Source organism: Pseudomonas sp. S2_B07, from assembly GCF_054668435.1.
In genome coordinates this window covers 1,010,536-1,024,820 of record NZ_CP162769.1, presented here as the reverse complement: position 1 = coordinate 1,024,820, position 14,285 = coordinate 1,010,536, and the positions used below count along the sequence as shown (strand labels likewise).

The 14,285-nt window shown below is 59.6% G+C and carries 19 protein-coding genes; 9 read left to right on the top strand and 10 right to left on the bottom strand.

Annotated elements, in window-relative coordinates; genetic code table 11:
- Positions 1-4: 4 nt before the first annotated feature.
- Positions 5-616 (bottom strand): glutathione S-transferase, encoded by a 612-nt coding sequence (locus tag AB4N43_RS04655; RefSeq protein ID WP_460153328.1) that lies wholly within the window; start codon positions 614-616, stop codon positions 5-7.
- 366 nt (positions 617-982) lie between these two features.
- Between AB4N43_RS04655 and AB4N43_RS04650 the strand changes: the two genes are divergently transcribed.
- From AB4N43_RS04650 to AB4N43_RS04640, 3 genes are all read left to right on the top strand, one after another.
- Positions 983-1,387, top strand: coding sequence for a TraR/DksA family transcriptional regulator (locus AB4N43_RS04650; RefSeq protein WP_007907888.1), 405 nt, complete (start codon positions 983-985; stop codon positions 1,385-1,387).
- Between the two features lie 160 nt (positions 1,388-1,547).
- Positions 1,548-3,191: a methyl-accepting chemotaxis protein gene (locus tag AB4N43_RS04645; protein WP_407692643.1), complete on the top strand. Its 1,644-nt coding sequence runs from the start codon at positions 1,548-1,550 to the stop codon at positions 3,189-3,191.
- Positions 3,192-3,311: 120 nt separating this feature from the next.
- On the top strand, positions 3,312-3,515 hold the full coding sequence (locus AB4N43_RS04640; RefSeq protein ID WP_059181031.1) for a hypothetical protein: 204 nt from the start codon (positions 3,312-3,314) through the stop codon (positions 3,513-3,515).
- 9 nt (positions 3,516-3,524) lie between these two features.
- Here the strand turns inward: AB4N43_RS04640 and AB4N43_RS04635 are convergent, their stop codons facing one another.
- From AB4N43_RS04635 to AB4N43_RS04625, 3 genes are all read right to left on the bottom strand, one after another.
- Complete coding sequence (locus AB4N43_RS04635; RefSeq protein ID WP_027925362.1) at positions 3,525-3,764, bottom strand: DUF2789 domain-containing protein; 240 nt, start codon at positions 3,762-3,764, stop codon at positions 3,525-3,527.
- A gap of 130 nt (positions 3,765-3,894) precedes the next feature.
- Positions 3,895-4,125 (bottom strand): hypothetical protein, encoded by a 231-nt coding sequence (locus AB4N43_RS04630; protein WP_027925363.1) that lies wholly within the window; start codon positions 4,123-4,125, stop codon positions 3,895-3,897.
- A gap of 158 nt (positions 4,126-4,283) precedes the next feature.
- Complete coding sequence (locus tag AB4N43_RS04625) at positions 4,284-4,532, bottom strand: hypothetical protein (RefSeq protein WP_081744002.1); 249 nt, start codon at positions 4,530-4,532, stop codon at positions 4,284-4,286.
- A gap of 431 nt (positions 4,533-4,963) precedes the next feature.
- Between AB4N43_RS04625 and AB4N43_RS04620 the strand changes: the two genes are divergently transcribed.
- From AB4N43_RS04620 to AB4N43_RS04605, 4 genes are all read left to right on the top strand, one after another.
- Positions 4,964-5,413, top strand: a complete 450-nt coding sequence (locus AB4N43_RS04620; RefSeq protein WP_172825907.1) for a hypothetical protein — start codon at positions 4,964-4,966, stop codon at positions 5,411-5,413.
- A complete protein-coding gene (locus AB4N43_RS04615; RefSeq protein WP_460153325.1) occupies positions 5,413-5,616 on the top strand; it encodes a hypothetical protein in 204 nt (67 codons plus the stop codon). The genes AB4N43_RS04620 and AB4N43_RS04615 overlap by 1 nt, the downstream gene beginning before the upstream one ends.
- 117 nt (positions 5,617-5,733) lie before the next feature.
- On the top strand, positions 5,734-6,750 hold the full coding sequence (locus AB4N43_RS04610) for an ABC transporter substrate-binding protein (protein ID WP_194939629.1): 1,017 nt from the start codon (positions 5,734-5,736) through the stop codon (positions 6,748-6,750).
- A gap of 74 nt (positions 6,751-6,824) precedes the next feature.
- On the top strand, positions 6,825-7,262 hold the full coding sequence (locus AB4N43_RS04605; protein WP_027925367.1) for a DUF3995 domain-containing protein: 438 nt from the start codon (positions 6,825-6,827) through the stop codon (positions 7,260-7,262).
- A 55-nt stretch (positions 7,263-7,317) separates the two neighbouring features.
- On the opposite strand, the gene AB4N43_RS04600 is transcribed toward AB4N43_RS04605, so the two are convergent.
- Together AB4N43_RS04600 and AB4N43_RS04595 are read right to left on the bottom strand one after the other, a co-directional pair.
- A complete protein-coding gene (locus AB4N43_RS04600) occupies positions 7,318-7,977 on the bottom strand; it encodes a methyltransferase family protein (protein ID WP_059181027.1) in 660 nt (219 codons plus the stop codon).
- A gap of 52 nt (positions 7,978-8,029) precedes the next feature.
- Positions 8,030-8,977 (bottom strand): GlxA family transcriptional regulator, encoded by a 948-nt coding sequence (locus tag AB4N43_RS04595; RefSeq protein WP_460153323.1) that lies wholly within the window; start codon positions 8,975-8,977, stop codon positions 8,030-8,032.
- Positions 8,978-9,101: 124 nt separating this feature from the next.
- Here AB4N43_RS04595 and AB4N43_RS04590 point away from each other — a divergent pair, with 124 nt between their 5' ends.
- Together AB4N43_RS04590 and AB4N43_RS04585 are read left to right on the top strand one after the other, a co-directional pair.
- Entirely contained in the window at positions 9,102-9,893 is a 792-nt protein-coding gene (locus tag AB4N43_RS04590; RefSeq protein WP_027925370.1) for an SDR family NAD(P)-dependent oxidoreductase, read from the top strand.
- 65 nt (positions 9,894-9,958) lie between these two features.
- Positions 9,959-10,888 carry a pyridoxal-phosphate dependent enzyme gene (locus tag AB4N43_RS04585; RefSeq protein WP_410921991.1) on the top strand — a complete coding sequence of 310 codons (930 nt, stop codon included), beginning with the start codon at positions 9,959-9,961 and terminating at the stop codon, positions 10,886-10,888.
- Positions 10,889-10,940: 52 nt separating this feature from the next.
- On the opposite strand, the gene AB4N43_RS04580 is transcribed toward AB4N43_RS04585, so the two are convergent.
- From AB4N43_RS04580 to AB4N43_RS04565, 4 genes are all read right to left on the bottom strand, one after another.
- Entirely contained in the window at positions 10,941-11,258 is a 318-nt protein-coding gene (locus AB4N43_RS04580; RefSeq protein ID WP_027925372.1) for a DUF2388 domain-containing protein, read from the bottom strand.
- Positions 11,259-11,353: 95 nt separating this feature from the next.
- The gene (locus tag AB4N43_RS04575; protein ID WP_027925373.1) at positions 11,354-12,127 is read right to left on the bottom strand and encodes a hypothetical protein; all 774 of its coding nucleotides are present in this window, start codon (positions 12,125-12,127) and stop codon (positions 11,354-11,356) included.
- A gap of 105 nt (positions 12,128-12,232) precedes the next feature.
- Positions 12,233-12,595, bottom strand: coding sequence for a DUF2493 domain-containing protein (locus tag AB4N43_RS04570; RefSeq protein WP_460153320.1), 363 nt, complete (start codon positions 12,593-12,595; stop codon positions 12,233-12,235).
- The gene (locus AB4N43_RS04565) at positions 12,583-14,238 is read right to left on the bottom strand and encodes a Na/Pi cotransporter family protein (protein WP_410921992.1); all 1,656 of its coding nucleotides are present in this window, start codon (positions 14,236-14,238) and stop codon (positions 12,583-12,585) included. The genes AB4N43_RS04570 and AB4N43_RS04565 overlap by 13 nt, the downstream gene beginning before the upstream one ends.
- Positions 14,239-14,285 lie beyond the last annotated feature (47 nt).

Here is a 14,285-nt window from a genome sequence, read left to right as displayed (position 1 = left end):
CGGCTCAGGTTATCGGGGTATTGATGAACGCCTCAAGCTTTTCTGCCTGCGCGGTGAAGGCGGCAATTCGCGGGAAGCGCTCGGCATCGACCTGATCCGGGATCACCAGATGGGTGAAGCTCCAGGCGACGGCCACTGTAATCCCGTCCTGCGCGATCAAGGCGCCATTCGCTAACGGCTGCTTTTCCAGTTCACGTTCAAGTGATGAATAAGCGGCGGCCAATTGGCCTTCGACGCGTTCGACCCACGGTTGAAACTGGATCTCGGCGGGACGCAGGTTGCGCTCGTAATAAAGCTGCACTGATTTTTCGCACGCCGCCAACGCCAGGCCGATCACCCGCAAGGCGCGCAGCCGCTGCTTGAGGTCGCCGGGCATCAGGCTTTTGCTGGGGCCGGCGAGGGCTTCGAGATAGTCGATGATCAGGGTTGAATCCATCAACACGTCGCCGTCGTCCAGCACGAGCGTCGGCGCCTTGACCACCGGGTTGATCTGTTGAAATTGCTCGAAGTGCCGAAACACTGAGACCGATTGGTGCTCCAGGTTGATGCCCAGGTGTTGGGCAGAAATGGCCACGCGCCTTACGTAGGGTGAATCCAACATGCCGATCAGCTTCATTAATACACTCCTGCAGAGGACCCATTCGGGACGGTCAACCTTAGCTGAGGATCCGCGCCCTGCAAGCAAAGGGAGGGCTTGTGCGGCCGTTTGTCTTCTATATACAGCCGCTCGATTGAATTTCTTGCTATAAACGCACTCCGATAACCGCCGCAACGGTCGCAGTAGAGCACTTTGCGTACCTTGGCGGACAAATTCGCTGACTTTTCAGTTGCTGGGGCCTCAAGTCGGCCTTAGACTGCCGCCCCTCGTAAATTGAGTGCCGGGTGGCGCTTGGAATAAACGGCGCCTTTCCGATGGCCTTGAACAGGTCCGCCGGAACGCTCCCTAATTCGCCTTAATGCACGTTTTTTTATAGAGATATCAATGACAAAGGACAAGTTGCTGGCCATGCCGGCGGATGACTACATGAATGCTGAGCAACATGCTTTTTTCAGCGAGCTGTTGCAGAACATGAAAGTCGAAACCCATGAGCGCATCGAGCAGAACCGCATCGCCATCGAGAGCCTGGACACCCCGGCCGATCCGGCAGACGCGGCTTCGGTCGAAGAAGAGCGCACCTGGCTGGTCAACGCGATCGATCGCGACCAGCGCATGCTGCCTCAGTTGGAACAGGCTCTGGAACGCATCAAAGAAGACAGCTTCGGCTGGTGCGACGACAGCGGCGAGGCCATTGGCCTGAAACGCCTGCTGATCAGCCCGACCACCAAGTACTGCATCGAAGCGCAAGAGCGTCACGAACAGATCGACAAGCACCAGCGTCAGGCCTGATTTCGTAGCGCCCCGCATCGCGGGCGAGCCTCACTCCCAAAGGAGCAAGGCTGGCCCGCGATGCTTTTTTTCGTCTGTAAAAAAGCTCATGCGCCTCTATTGATCTGCTGCACTACCCACGACTAATGGACCATAGATAATGGCCTTGTAGTGGCGTTTAATGCGAAGACAACAATTAGAAGATCGTGGGGTGACGAAGATGACGAGAGACGGATCTCTGGCGACGGCCGCGCCTGCGCCAGTACTTTTGCCGAAAAACCCCTGGCTGACGCCGACCCTGCAAAGCATCGCCCTGATGCTGTTGTTGTGCGGCATGGCGCTGGGTGGATGGCCGCTTTACCTCGGCTTGCCGTTGGCGGTGATGATTATCTGGTTGCCGCGTCTGCGTTCCCGCGCTGCGCCTCAAGACTCGCCGGCGGAAAACGCCAGCGCCATCACCACATTGACCCGCGATCTTTCCTACACCACCAGCCATAACGCACTGTCTGCGGCCGGCGTGGCCTTTTCAGTCAAGCAACTGGCGGACAAGCTGCAATCGCAACTCAGCGCGGCGGCGCAGATTGTCCGCAATGCCGAGGCGATGATCGCGACCGAAGAAGTCACGTCCAAGCTCAGCCGCGAAGCGCTCGGCGCCGCCAGTGAGGCGCATCAGAGCGGTGCCGCTGGGCGTAAGGAGTTGATCGAGTCCATCGCCCGCATGCATCAACTCAGCGAACGCGCCAGCAACAGTCGCGAGCTGATCGAGGCCCTGAGCCTGCGCAGCGACGATATCCAGCGGGTGACGCTTGTGATCCAGTCCATCGCCAGCCAGACCAATCTGCTGGCATTGAACGCCGCGATCGAAGCGGCGCGGGCCGGGGAGCACGGGCGCGGTTTCGCGGTGGTGGCCGATGAAGTACGGGGCTTGGCCGCGCGGACCGCGACGGCGACCGGTGAAGTCGGCGAGATGGTCGCCGATATCCAGCAACGCACCGCCCAGGTCGTCGAGCAGATCCGCCAACTCTCCAGCGACCTCGATACAGGTGTCGAGCAAGTCGAGCATACCGGTCAGCACCTGGAAAACATTGCGCGCCTGGCGGCGGGTGTCGAGCATCAGGTCGGGGAAATCGCCCGTGGCGCCGACACCAATCGCGAACAACTCGACAGCCTGTTTCACGCCATCGAACAGATGCGCAGCGATCTGGCGATCAGCGACCAGCAGACCCAGCGTCTGGCCCAGGCCGCCGTGCAAATGGAAGGGCAGGCCGAATCCATCAGCGAGCGCCTGGCCGAAGTCGGACTGGATGACTATCACCAACGGATTTATGACCTGGCCCGGGAAGGCGCAAGCCAGATTGCCGCGCGTTTCGAAGCGGATATCGACCAGGGACGTGTCAGTCTCGATGACTTGTTTGATCGCAATTATCAGGCGATCCCCAATACCAGCCCGGCCAAGTTCCAGACCCGCTTCGACCGATACACCGATCAGGTCCTGCCGACGATTCAGGAGCCGTTGTTGCCGCGTCATGAAGGGCTGGTGTTTGCCATCGCCTGCACACAGCAGGGTTATGTGCCGACTCATAACACGGTCTTCAGCCAGCCGCTGACGGGCGATGCGACGGTCGATACTTTGCAAAACCGCACCAAGCGCAAATTCGCTGATCGCACCGGTATCCGCTGCGGCAGCCATCAGCAGCCGGTGTTGTTGCAGACGTATACCCGCGACACCGGCGAACTGATGCACGATCTCTCTGTGCCCATCCTCGTCAAGGGCCGGCATTGGGGCGGTTTGCGCCTGGGTTACAAACCACAAGGGCCACGCTAGCCGCTGGCGATTGTTACGATTCCGGCAACGAAGCTGTGCAGCCTCGTTGCTGTTTCCTCTCGGATGAACTCATTAACATGCCTTCATTGTTAGGTTGCTAATGAAATTCGAGAGGCCAGCATGCAAAGCAAATTGGATATCGCGGTGATGATTGGCAGCGGGGTGCCCGCCTGTTTGCGCGCGATGGGACAGAGCGTTTGTTGGGTGGTACTGCTCAACGGCGAGCGCCGGGGGACGGCGTTTTCCAGTCGCGGTGAGGCAGAGGAGTGCAGGGCTGCCTGGCTGGCGCAATTGAACGTCGAATCAGCGGGCAGCCTGCACTGACTGTGCTGGCTAGTGACGCTGGTGCAGGCGCAAATTCAGGTCGTCGACCACTCGCGCCCAATCGGCGTCTTTACGTATCTGTTCTTTGAGGAAGCCGGCTTGCTGCGGGGTCCAGAACTCGGCGTCGATCATTTTTTTGTCTCCGGCCAACGGTGAATGGCTGGCGATGAAATCGTCGATGCCTTTTTGGCTGGAGTCCAGACCGAGTTGGTCGAACAAACCTTTCAAGTCGTGTGTAGGTGAATCCATGTTCATCTCCTGGTGGGTCGCGTCGAATGCGAGATCTGAAGGGCGGCTTCATTGCATCTGAGGCGGCCGCGCTTCAGGAGTTCGATGGATGTTCAAAAACAGGAGTGAGCATAGACGGCAAATTTGATGATCAGGCTTTCAATGCCCCTGCATCGACGGCAGCCTTCAGTTCAATGGCCGCTTCCTGAGCGGCGATGGCGGCGACATCTGCCGTTTTGAACCAGCGATCTTTCTCGACCTGGTGATACGTCACCGTGGTCAATTTTGGTTTGGCGCGCATGACTATCACTGCCTGGAATTCGCCGTCGATCTCTCTGGCTTCGCCCCGGATAATAAATTCGCCGATATCAAATTCCGTCACGTAGCAGCCTTCCCTTGGAAATGTTTTGTTGTTTTGAGCGCCGTCCGACGTGGGAACGGGTTTCATGGGGCGGGCAGTATGGCAGTAGTTGCCCGCCGACGGCTGAGTTAACTCGACGGTGTGACGAAACGTCTATTGGAATGAACTCAGGCGTGGCTTTATTCGCGTGATTCAAGTGAGCGAGCAAGCGCACACGCCTGGTTGTGGTCACCGCGGAAACCTCTGACGCGTCCTGTGGAAGTTTCCTTGATATGGAAAAACGCGTTACCGGCCAGGACGACCTGGAACCTGGGTCGGGCAGGGCTTACAGGAGGGAAGGGCGGTTGTTCGTATAACGCCTGCGACAGCGCTAAGGCGTCGTGCGTGTAAGGCGATTGGTCGGTTGCAAAGTGAGTCATTGTGCACATATGAAGTCCTTTTCATTGTTTTGCCGACGTATGTATGCCGTTTTGGCTAGTCTCTGTCAGCATCGCTGCTCTAGAATCGCCATCAAGGGTGGGCGAATGGTGTCCATCTAAAGCAATTTTTTGCGTGCGATATGTCGGAAAAGTGCTTTTCTTGTAGGGTTTTTTCCTTAAAGTTGGTAGTCCTGTTTTCTCTGGCAGCAAGAAGGGCATTTTCCTTCAACATCTGACGACGTTGAGGGAAGACGGCGCGAGTGTTATTCCAGTACGCTCACTGACCTCGCGATGCATAAGCCCTCTGCCCGGATCAGGATTTCAACCCGGTTTATTTGCTAGACCCTCGGCATGGCCGCTTTTTTCTGCTGCGCGTTTGTCCTGCGTGCGGCATCCATTTCAGATGTGGGGATGTTTCCTTGGCAGTAAGTAATCTCGATATGCATGCTTTGTTCGTGCTGGGTGATTTGCGCGCAAAGTTGGTTAAACAGTTTCAATCTCGTTTCGTCTATGTCACCGAACAGAACGCCGAAGGCATTTACATTGCCGAGATCGACACCGAAGAAGCACTGGTGGTGGATGACAAGCCAGGGCTCAAACTCAAGGTTGGCGATCATTTCAGCGCCTCGGTCCTGCCCAGTCGCGAAGGCGGCAAACTGGACATCAAGTTCCGCGAGATCAAACTGACGGTGTATGGCTTGGGCGATTACGCGTTTGTCACCACCGCCGATGGCCAGGCGATTGTGTTCAAGGAAGGTCATAGCGTGGTGATGGTGTTTGCCGCTCATCAACAGTTGCAGGAAGGCCTGACCAAAACCCTGAAAGCCGTGACCGCCAAAGCCGCCAAGTGGCGCAAGGGCGAGCTGGTGACCTTCAAGGCCAGCGAGTAATGACCCTGACCCGCGCCGACTTCCACGAACAGAACCAGGCCAGTGCCCACACTGAAGCCCTTCGGTTGTTCGAGCAGAAGGCTGTTCTGCAGGGAGCCTGGCTGAATTGGGTGGCGTCACAGCTCTATACGCTGCGCCCGGCGGCGTACGCCAGCATGGTCAGAAGAGAGCTATCCCTCTTGCAGGAATCTTCCGAAAATTAAATCCCGTCCCTCGAAATCAGGATCCTCTACTACAGTCAATTGACTGAATATTTTGAGGCTTGCGGTCTTTCATCAGGCCATCCTGCTATTGCTGTGAACAGCACGAGGTGCAAAAGCATGAAAGGATTTCGACGGTTACTGGCTGCGTCCGTGGCCAGTTTCGGGTTGTTGACGTCACCTGTTCCGGTGTTCGCCGCCCAGGCACCGATCCACTTCGCCGACCTGAATTGGGAAAGCGGCAGCCTGATCACCGATATCCTGCGGATCATTGTCGAGAAGGGCTACGGGCTACCGACGGATACCTTGCCGGGCACCACCATTACCCTGGAGACCGCCCTGGCCAATAATGACATTCAGGTCATTGGTGAAGAATGGGCCGGCCGCAGCCCGGTCTGGGTCAAGGCTGAGGCCGAAGGCAAGGTCGCCAGCCTGGGCGATACGGTCAAAGGCGCGACCGAAGGGTGGTGGGTTCCGGAGTACGTGATCAAGGGCGACCCGGCCAAAGGCATCAAGCCACTGGCGCCGGGGCTGCGCAGTGTCAGCGACCTGCCCAAGTACAAAGACGTGTTCAGCGACCCGGAATCCCCTGGCAAGGGCCGCTTCCTCAACAGCCCGATCGGCTGGACCTCGGAAGTGGTGAACAAGCAGAAGCTCACCGCCTATGGCCTGAACGACAGCTATGTGAATTTTCGCAGCGGTTCCGGAGCGGCGCTGGACGCGGAAATCACCTCATCTATCCATCGCGGCAAGCCGGTGCTGTTCTATTACTGGTCACCGACGCCCTTGCTCGGACGCTTCAAGCTGATCCAGCTGGAGGAGCCACCGTTCGACGCCGACGCCTGGAAGACCCTGACCGACGCTGACAATCCAAATCCCAAGCCAACCCGTTCACTGGCCTCGAAGCTGTCCATCGGTGTGTCTACGCCGTTTCAAAAACAGTACCCGCAGATCACCGAGTTCTTCAGCAAGGTCGATTTGCCCATCGATCCCTTGAACAAGGCCCTGGCCGAGATGAGCGAAAAACACACCCCGCCACGCCAGGCTGCGGAAGCATTCATGAAGGCGCACCCGGATGTCTGGAAGGCGTGGTTGCCCAAGGAGGTGGCCGATAAAGTTTCCGCCGAACTGAAGTAAACCGCTGATCCACACAACTTCATTCGCTATCGCCGCCCGGAGCACGTGTGCTCTCACTGGATGGATAACTGAATATGAACCTGTTGGTTGCGCAATGGATGGCTTCAATCTTTTTGATGATCAGCCTGGTCCATGTGTATTGGGCGTCGGGTGGCAAGTTGGGCAGTGAGGCGGCGGTACCGCGATTGCCCGGGGAGGGGGGCGCGCAATCAAGGCCTGCGTTCAAGCCGTCGGGGTTGGTGACGTTGCTGGTGGCGGTGGGATTGCTGCTGATCGCGATGCTGGTGTGCCTGCGGGTCGGGCTGTGCTTGCCGGCGGTGCAGGACGTGTGGCTGCAATGGGTGATCAGTGGCATCGCGATACTGATGTTCGCCCGGGCGATTGGCGATTCGAACCTGGTCGGGTTTTTCAAAGAGGTGAAGGATTCGAAGTTTGCCCGGCTCGATACGTGGGTGTATTCGCCGTTGTGCGTGGCGTTGGGGGCGGGGTTGTTGACGGTGGCCTGGATTTGAGTGGCTGCTGATATCGCTATCGCGAGCAAGCTCGGCTCCTACATCTATGGGGGGGCTAATAGAGTCCAGGTATCAGCCGCCAGGTCGTGGCGCAATACGCCTCATACTCCCCACCAAACTGCGCCCTCAACAACGCCTCTTCCGAGTGAATCCGCGCAATCAGCGGAATCACCGTCAACGCCGCCAGCAACAGCCCGACCCCCGAACGAAAGGCCAGCGCCCAGCCCACGGCAATCACCAGCATCCCCAGGTAACTGGGGTTGCGCAGGCACCGGTAAATTCCGTCGGTGACCAGCGTGTGCCCCGGCTGAATCGCCACCAGGCCGCTGAAGCGCTTGCCCAGTACAAACACCGGCCACATGCGTAGCGCGCCGCCGAGGCAGAACAACAATGCGCCCATCCAGCGCAGGCCTTCGCCGCCAAAGGTCCAGAAGTCGATCCGGTCGGTGTAGGCTGGCAGGAATCCGCTGAGCAACCCGATCACCCCGAACGCCGGCAGCACCCAGCGATTGGCCCGGTCTTCCCGTTCGCCGGAACTCAGATTGACCTCGGTGAACAGCGACAACACGGTCATGACCACGGTTGCGAGGGCAACCACCACCAACGACCCATGGGCAAAAAACGCCGCAAACCCGCCCATGCCCCACACGGCAAGACCGAGGTAGGCAAGGGTGCCGACGATGGCGAAGAACGCCAGTTTGGCCGAGATTTTCATGGGCGCCTCCTGATGAGCCTTGGCCCGTTTCAGTTTAGATGCCCACGGTTGTTCACGCGTTCAACTCGGCCCTGGCATTGCGCCGGATCACTTGCGGCGGTTGGCCGAATGCCCTTAAAAAGGCTTCGCGCATGCGGCGTCGGTCGGTAAAACCGGCCTCGGTGGCGATCTGGTCGAGGGTCAGGCGCCCGCGTTCGAGCATCTGCCGTGCCGCTTCCAGACGCAGGTTTTCGATGGCCTTGGCTGGCGTCTGTCCGGTCTCGGCGCGAAAACTGCGGCTGAATTGCCGCGGGCTCAGGCGCGCCACGTCGGCCAGTTGCTCCACCGAGAGCGGCGAGGCCAGGTGTTCCTGGGCGTAGCCAAGAACAGTCTGAATGCGGTCAGATTTTGGCGCCAATTCGAGCAATGCCGAATGCTGGGACTGGCCACCCGCACGACGCTGGTACATCACCAGTTTCTGCGCCACGGAACGCGCCAGTTCCGCGCCGTGATCCTTCTCGACCATGGCCAGCGCCAGGTCGATGCCGGCGGTCATGCCGGCCGAGGTCCAGATCGGGCCGTCGACCACGTAGATGCGGTCTTCTTCCACCTTGATCGAGGGAAAACGCGCTTGCAGGTCTCGGGCATACGCCCAGTGAGTGGTGGCCCGCCGTCCGTCGAGCAGACCGGCCTGCGCCAGCACGAACGCCCCGGAACAAATTGACGCCATCCGCCGTGCGGTGCTCACGCTGTCGCGCAGGTAGGTCAGCACGCTGTCGGGCGCCTGTTGGACGATGCAATCGCCGCCGACCACGATCACCGTATCAAATACCCGCTCACCGAACGCCAGGGTTCCGACGCTCAATCCCCCGGAGGCGCGCAGGGTGCTGCCATCTTCGGAGACTACGCTGACGTGATACAGCGTCTCACCGGCGCTGAAGTTGGCGTACTCGAACACCGGCATGGCGGCCAGCGCCATGGACTGGAAACCCTCGAACACCACAAATGCCACGCTAGTCATTGCCAGACCCTCAAAAGGACATGTCCTGAAAACGTACTTTAAACGTCATTTGAGACAAGTGTAAGAGCCTCTATAACTGTTCGCACCCGGCGAACTGATCGCCTCACTGTGAAGGAAACTCGACATGGCTCTCTCATCCAAAGGCACCGCATTGATCACTGGCGCATCGTCGGGCATCGGCGCGGTGTATGCCGACCGTCTCGCGCGTCAGGGTTACGACCTGATTCTGGTCGCCCGCAGTCAGACCAAACTGAACGCTCTGGCGAACCACTTGAGCAATGAAACCGGGCGCGCGGTGGAGGTGGTCGCCGCCGATTTGAAAGTCAAAGCCGATGTGCTGCGAGTCGAGGACATCCTGCGTAACGACGCCAGCATCACCTTGTTGGTCAACAACGCCGGCGTCGGCGCTGTCATGCCATTGCTGGGCAGCCCGGTCGATGAGATGGAAGACATGATCACCCTCAACGTTACCGCGCTGATGCGTCTGGCCTACGCCGTGGTGCCAGGCTTCGTCGGCCGTGGCACCGGCACTGTGATCAACATTTCGTCGATCGTTGCCGTCGCGCCAGAAATCCTCAACGGTGTGTACGGCGGAACCAAGGCTTTTGTCTTGGGCTTGAGTCAGTCGATGCACCACGAACTGGCGGACAAAGGCATTCGTGTCCAGGCGGTATTGCCCGGCGCGACCGCAACCGATTTCTGGAACGAAGCCGGCAACCCGGTGGAAAACCTGCCGCAAGAGATCGTGATGTCGGCGCAAGAAATGGTTGATGCCGCGCTGGTAGGTTTGGCAAACGGCGAAGTGGTGACCGTGCCGAGCCTGCACGACGGCGAACAATGGGACCGTTACGAAGCGCAGCGTCAGACTCTGTCGGGGTTGTTCGGCAACTCCAGCGCCGCAGCGCGCTATCGCTAAACCGGGGGCGGCGGGCAGGGTGAACTAAGCTTGGATAAGAATGGTTCACCTTTGGGACACCCGCGATGCTTCACATCAAGACACCGTTGATCCTGCACCTGGGCCTGTCGACACCGACCCGACGAATCTGGTTGAAGATGGAAAACCTGCAACCCAGCGGTTCGTTCAAGCTGCGTGGCATGGGGTTACTGTGCAGTCAGGCCAAGGCGCAGGGAAAAAGCCGAGTGGTGTGTCCTTCGGGGGGCAATGCCGGTTTTGCCACTGCTATTGCTGCCGCCAGCCTCGGGTTGAGCGCCTGCATTGTGGTACCGCACACCACCCCTGAATCAACCCGCGCGAGGATCCGCAAAACCGGTGCCGAAGTGATTGTGCACGGCAAGGTCTGGGACGAGGCCAATCAACGGGCCAAAGAACTTTCACAGGACGCCGACACCGAATACGTACCGGCCTTCGATCACCCCGTATTGTGGGAAGGGCACAGCACGCTGGTCGATGAAGTGCTGGAGGTGTGTCCTCAAGTGGATGTGATGGTGACGTCGGTGGGGGGCGCAGGCTTGCTGGCGGGCATTCTCACAGGGCTGATGCGCCATGGGCGCACGGATTGCCGGATCATCGCTTGCGAAACCGAGGGTGCCGCTTCTTTCGCGGCGGCCATGAAAGCCGGGCATCCGGTCCGGTTGCCGCGCATCGATACCGTGGCGACCTCGCTGGGCGCGGCGAAGGTGGCGGCCTGGCCGGTGCGGCACCTGCGCGATTTCCGTCACCAATGCGTCGTGCTCCGCGATGAGGACGCGATCATGGGGGTCGTCCGTTTTGCCAGCGACCTGCGTCAGCTGGTGGAGCCAGCGTGTGGTGTGTCATTGGCGGTGGCGTACCTCGACCATCCCGCCATAGCCGATGCGCACGACGTGGTGATCGTGGTCTGTGGCGGGGTGAGTGTCAGTGCGCAATTAGTCGCCGGGTGGGCACGTTTGTCCGCAGGGAAAGCGAAGTAGGGCTGTAAACGCACTCCAGGTGTCACAAGCCCCACCGCTGTTTCCACGGACTTTATTGGCCGGCAGCATCGCCTTCCTGGATCAGGATGGCGCGAGCCAGGTCTTCATCGGTGGCGTTGAGTCCGGGATTGTCCTGACGGATTTTTTTCAGCACCGATTCCAGATAAACCCCGCGAATAGCACCACCACTGGCCACGAAGCTGGAAGCGTCATCCCGCGCGGGAATCATGAGTTTATGGTCCTTGAAGGTCGAGTACAGCGAAGCGGAGACCCCGGCCGACGTGGCAACATCGCCCGCATCCACTTTGGCCATAGCCGAGCCGAAGGGTAAACACAGCATCAGGGAAGAGATGATAATCAGACGGCGCATGACGGTGTCCTCTGAAAGCGTGAAGCAAATAGGAAGTACCTCATAGTTTAGGATGCGCGGCGAGCGCCAGGAGTTCCTTGACCGAAAAATTTCGTTCAAAAACGCACTATTGCTCCGGTGGTCAGCCACTGATCACGTTCCCCTGTCAGATTGCGTCCCGCCACCACATCAACGTCGATACGCTCGCCAAGGTGAAACCGTGGACCGGCCTGCCATGCCTGTTCAGCACCTCGTTGGCCATAGCGTTCGGCAATCAGCGTCAGTGACCGGGCCAGGTCGTATTCGACGCCGGTGCCCCAGGTCCAACGATGGTGTTGTGCCCCGTCGTCATAGGCCTGAGCCCATCCCGTGTTGAGGTTCAGGCGCAGTGCTCGAATCGGCTGGTAGGTGAACGGAAGGTTCAATTCGCTGCCATCGAAAACGTGTGCCCGGTTGAAAGCGAAATGCGCCGTGCCTGCCAGCGCCCATTCAAGACCGAGATCTTCTCGCGCAAACAGTGAGGTCTTGAACTGCGGGCTCAGTTGAGTTTCCGAGTCTGCGTCATCGCGACTGTGCGCAATGGCCGCGCCGAGTTGCAGGGTGGGCAGCCCCTTCAACGTGCAGTCCTGGGACAACGATGCGTTGCTCGATGAGTGATTATGGCGACCGCTCTGGTACCAGGTGTCGATGTTGCATTCGCCCGGTGCATTGATCGCGGCATCATCCACCACGTACGCACCGCCGGCCGCTTTGGCTTTGGACATCACTGTCAGGAGTGCGATCAGGCTCAGGGTGATACTGACGAACCACAGATTGCGCCGCACCCTTCGACCTTGCACGGGTGGCAGGTTGCGCACAAAAGACATGAATTCACGAGTCGGTTTCTGCATGAGGTTTACCTCGAAGTTTTCATTTGAAAAGCAGCTCCCTTTTAACCACACCCCCCTGTAGCAGCTGTCGAGACCCGGCGAGGCTGCGTCCGGGCTCGACAGCTGCTACACCGGGCGTGCGGGGGTGGCAAGCGACAGGGTTTGCAAACCGGCCGCCCGGGCTTGGGCGAGCAGCTCTTCGGTGTCTTCGCCGCCGGGCAGGGCGATCACCACGTCCGGTCGGCTGTCGCGCAACATGAAGTGGTTGCGCAAGCGCTCTGCTGACTTGCCGTGGCGCTGCCAGTTAGGCGGGTAACGCACAAGGTCGATGCCTTGTTCTCGCGCCCATTCTTCGATTTCGCCGCCCAGATGCCGGTTACCGCCGTGGATCAGCACACGCACCGGGTGCGTGCGTTGGAAGGCGTCGAGCACCCGTCGGCAATGGCCGCTGTCGGCGTAATGGCGTCCCGCACAAATCAGCAGGCGCATGACGGGGTTTCCTTCGCCGGATCGTTGTTCTCGATCACTCGCTCACCGACGCGTTCAAGCAAGGGATAGGCGAGGGCGGCGATGTGGTGGTGCACGCGGCGGTAATCGCGCAGCACGCGTTGGAAGAGGTCTCCGGACTCGGCCCAGGTGTTTTTGTCATCCTGCAGTTTGCGAAAATGCTCACGGCTGGCGTGCGCTTCCAACTGTCTGACGGTTTCCTTGCGACTGATCAATTGATGGGCGATGGCGATGTCTTCGCGCAGGAATACGCTGATCGCCAGGCTCAGGCTTTCCAGCAAGGCGTCGTGCAGCGGGGCGATGTTGCCCAGCTCGAACGCCGAGAACTGTTCGCCACGGCGCACCCTGCGCATCGCCAATTGCGCGAGGCTGCTGGAGAGAATGTCCGCCGCGTGTTCGAGGTTGATCACGAACAGGAGGATTTCCTGGGCGCGATCGGCATCGTCGTCGCTGAGGCCTTCCTTGCCGATGTCGGCCAGATAGGCACGAATCGCTGCGCTGAGCAGGTCCAGGGATTGATCGATGCGTCGTACGTCGTCGACACAGGTCGGCGCCGAGGTGTGGAACAGCTGCAACAGGCGCCCGAGCATCGCCGAGAACATATCGACCATGCGCAGCGCTTCCCGGGCCGCGTTGGACAAACCGATATTGGCCACGTCCAGGCCGGCCTCGTCCAGATAGTGCGGCATGCCGGGATCGACTTCCCGCACCGGATCCGGCAGCAGCCGGGTCAGGGCATTGGCAAGTACGTCGGTCAAACCGATGAACACCAGCGCCAACAACAGATTGAAACCGCTGTGCAGGACCACCACCAGTGTCGTCGGATTCAGGTTCGTCTCGGCCAGCTCCCTGGCAAACGGCAACACCGCCAGCGCACCGACCACCCGCACCAGCAGATTACCCAGCGGCAAACGTCGACCGACGCTCGATCCAGCGTTGATCACTGACGGCAAGGTCCCGCCAATGTTTACACCCAGGACCAACGCCACCAGGGTGGTCGCGGAGAGCATGCCGGTCGCGGCCAGCGAGACGATCAGCAACACCACGGCCACGCTGGAATGGCAGAGCCAGGTGAGCAGCAGCGCCACCAGCAGGGCAATCAGCAGGTCGCCGTCCAGGCTTTGCATGATCAGTTGAAACACTGGCGTGGTTTCGACGTGCGCCAGGGTTGAACCGAGCATGTGCAGGGCCAGCAGCATCAGCCCCAGGCCGATCAGCGCACAGCCGATACTTTCAAAGCGTGAGTCATCGCGCAGGCGAAAGACGATCAACCCCGTCAGTAGCATCAGTGGCATGAGCATCGACAGGTCGAGGCTGAGCAATTGCACCACCAGGGTCGAACCGAAATTGGCGCCCAGCATCATCGCCAGCGCCGGGGCGAGCGCGAGGGTGCCGGCGGCGGTGAACGAGGTCGCCATCAGACTGACGGCGGTGCTGCTTTGCAGGAGGCCGGTGATGCCGATCCCCGACAGCAACGCCATCCAGCGGTTGTTCAGGTGGTGGCCGAGCCACTGGCGCAACGGCGAACCAAAGCCGCGCAGCAACGCCGAAGAAATCATGTGAGTGCCCCACAGCAGCAATGCGATGGCACCTGCGAGGTTGACCAGTAGAGTCGTTCCCGACATGAGAACTCTCCTTATTCCGTGTTGCATTGATTGAAAATCCAACCACA